The organism is Tateyamaria sp. (assembly GCF_059783535.1).
This window is the reverse complement of the sequence record NZ_JBYNDP010000127.1, coordinates 2,068-4,732: the sequence shown is the minus strand read 5'-3', so window position 1 is coordinate 4,732 and position 2,665 is coordinate 2,068. Positions and strand designations below refer to the sequence as shown.

Below are 2,665 nucleotides of genomic sequence, written 5' to 3'. Positions count from 1 at the left end.
CGGGTCACAACGTTGGATGCCATCGAAAAACCAATGCCGATCGAACCGCCGTTGGGCGACAGGATCGCCGTATTCACGCCGATCACTTCACCATCCATGTTGAACAGCGGACCACCGGAGTTGCCGCGATTGATGGCCGCGTCGGTCTGGATGTAGTCGTCGTAGCTGCCGCTCAGTGCACGGTTACGTGCGGAGACGATACCGGCAGAAACTGAAAAACCTTGACCAAGAGGGTTACCCATCGCAACCACCCAATCACCGACGCGCGCAGTGTCGCTGTCGCCAAATGGCACGTGCGGCAGAGCTTCATCTGCTGCGACTTTCAGAAGCGCGATGTCCGTGTTTGGATCGGTGCCCACCAACTCGGCAATCAGCTTCTCCCCGCTAAAAAATTCGATCGTGATTTCGTCCGCGCCTTCGATGACGTGGTTGTTCGTCACGATGAACCCATCTTCGGAAATCACAAAGCCGGACCCGAGTGCCGACGAACGGCGCGGCCGGTCACCCTGACCGTTGCGATCCTGGAATTCACGAAAAAAATCTTCGAACGGAGAGCCTTCTGGCACGATCCCCTGGGGGCCGGTCCGCCCTTCGATCACCGTGGATGTGGTGATGTTGACCACCGACGGGCTGATCTGTTCGGCCAATGGGGCCAGGCTTTCGGGGCGCGCTTGCGCCATGAGCGCCTGCACCAGAACAAAGGCCAGCGCCAAAGCGCCCAACCAGAGGACACGAAAATAAGGAATCGGTGAAAGCCGTCTGGAGACGGCGATTGCCTGTCGCTGCATCAGGTTACTCCTGCATAGTCTTGTTGACCGTTTCGGTCATTTTGCACACGGGCGTGCGCACCTGCGCACACCGTGCATGTAGGGTTGCATCCTTGCAACATTAAAGATGGATCAGCGTCCCGTGGTTTCAACAGAGCGTGATGTGCACGTGAACATTCTGAAATGCATTGCCTTACAAACCAATAAAAAAAGCCAGCCAGATAAAAATCAGACCGGTCACCAGAATAAGCGCGCCAAACACGCGCCGCGCACTTTCTGGCATCGTGCGCAACACCTCAAGCACCCGTTCAATAAGCGAAGGGGCCAGCACATAAGCCAGCCCCTCCACCAACATCACAAGTCCAAGGGCCAAGAGGACCCAAGCCATTACTGCCCCGCGACGGCATTGCCCGTGGGCGACTTCAGGTAGTTGAAGAACTCGGAATCCGGCGAAAGCACCATGGTCGAGTTCGACCCCTGAAGCGACCGCTGGTAGGCGGTCAATGAGCGGTAGAATTCAAAGAATTCAGGATCCACGCCAAAGGCATCCGCAAAGATCGCATTGCGGCGCGCATCCGCTTCACCGCGAATGATCTCTGCCTGGCGTTCCGCATCCGACGTCAATTCAACTACCGTCCTGTCGGCTTGGGCACGAACACGTTGGGCAGCCTCGTTACCACGGGCGCGTTCGTCGGTCGCTTCACGCTCACGCTCTGCCCGCATCCGCTCAAAGGTGGCGTCCAGGTTTTCGGTTGGCAGGTCCGTCCGCTTCAGACGCACGTCGATGACTTCGATGCCCAGCGCACGCGCTTCGGCGATGGCGCCGTTGCGGATGCGCAGCATCAGGGCCGCACGGTCAGAGCTGAGGATGTCGTTTGACGACACCGAACCCAGAACTTCGCGCAACTCGTTCCGCAGAATACCGTCGATGCGGCGATCCGCGGACTCTTCGCCACCTGTACCAACAGCTTGCCGGAACTGGTTCACATCCGTGATCCGGTAGCGGGCAAAGGCGTCAACAACGAGACGGCGATCATCCAGTGGTGTGACTTCCAGCGGCTCGACATCACGGCTCAGGATACGGTCATCATAGCGCACGACCTCCTGAATGAGCGGGATTTTGAAGGCCAATCCGGGGTCTTCCTTGATGGCGACGACGCGGCCAAATTGCAGCACCAGCGCCTTTTCACGCTCATCCACGATGAACAGTGCCGAGAGGCCGACGGCGGCCAGAACAACCACGATGGGCAGAAGAAATGTTGATCTCCGCATCAGTTCGACTCCGCTGTGCTACGGCGCAACTCGTTCAGCGGAAGGTATGGGACAACCCCCTGCCCTCCGGCACCCTGGTTTTCATCAAGAATGATCTTGTCCACGCGGCCAAGCACCTGTTCCATAGTTTCGAGATACAGACGCTTGCGCGTCACATCAGGCGCCTTGGAATACTCTTCCAGAACGGCGGAGAAGCGGCTTGCTTCACCTTCGGCCTGGTTGACCTGTTGGGCGCGGTAGGCTTCCGCCTCTTCCAGAAGCTGGGCCGCCTGACCCCGCGCTTCAGCAAGTACACGGTTGGCATAGGCGTCCGCCACGTTCTGCAGACGGTCCCGCTCTTGTTCCGCCGCTTGCACGTCGCGGAATGCATCGATCACGGATGCCGGCGGGTCAGCCTTGTCAAAGTTGACACGGATGATCGTGACGCCGCTTTGATAGCTGTCGAGGGTGGATTGGATCAAATCCTCCAAGCGCCCTGCAATGGCACCACGATCCCGGTTCAGGATCGGAGCAAGATCGGATTGCGCGATAATCTCACGCATCGCCGATTCCGATACGGCCCGGATGGTTGGGCGCGGATCACGCAGGTTGAACAGGAAGTTCGCCGGATCATTGATGTTCCAGAC

The 2,665-nt window shown here is 58.5% G+C and carries 4 protein-coding genes; all 4 read right to left on the bottom strand.

Features of this window, described 5'->3' with window-relative positions; genetic code table 11:
- Positions 1-788 (bottom strand): trypsin-like peptidase domain-containing protein (locus AC6RA8_RS18225; protein ID WP_500354618.1); only part of this gene is annotated, 788 nt, incomplete at its 3' end.
- 172 nt (positions 789-960) lie between these two features.
- A complete protein-coding gene (locus AC6RA8_RS18220) occupies positions 961-1,155 on the bottom strand; it encodes a DUF2065 domain-containing protein (RefSeq protein ID WP_500354616.1) in 195 nt (64 codons plus the stop codon).
- A complete protein-coding gene (gene hflC, locus AC6RA8_RS18215) occupies positions 1,155-2,039 on the bottom strand; it encodes a protease modulator HflC (RefSeq protein ID WP_500354614.1) in 885 nt (294 codons plus the stop codon). The genes AC6RA8_RS18220 and hflC overlap by 1 nt, the downstream gene beginning before the upstream one ends.
- On the bottom strand, positions 2,039-2,665 hold a 627-nt coding region (gene hflK, locus AC6RA8_RS18210), incomplete at its 5' end, for an FtsH protease activity modulator HflK (RefSeq protein ID WP_500354612.1). The genes hflK and hflC, both read right to left, overlap by 1 nt.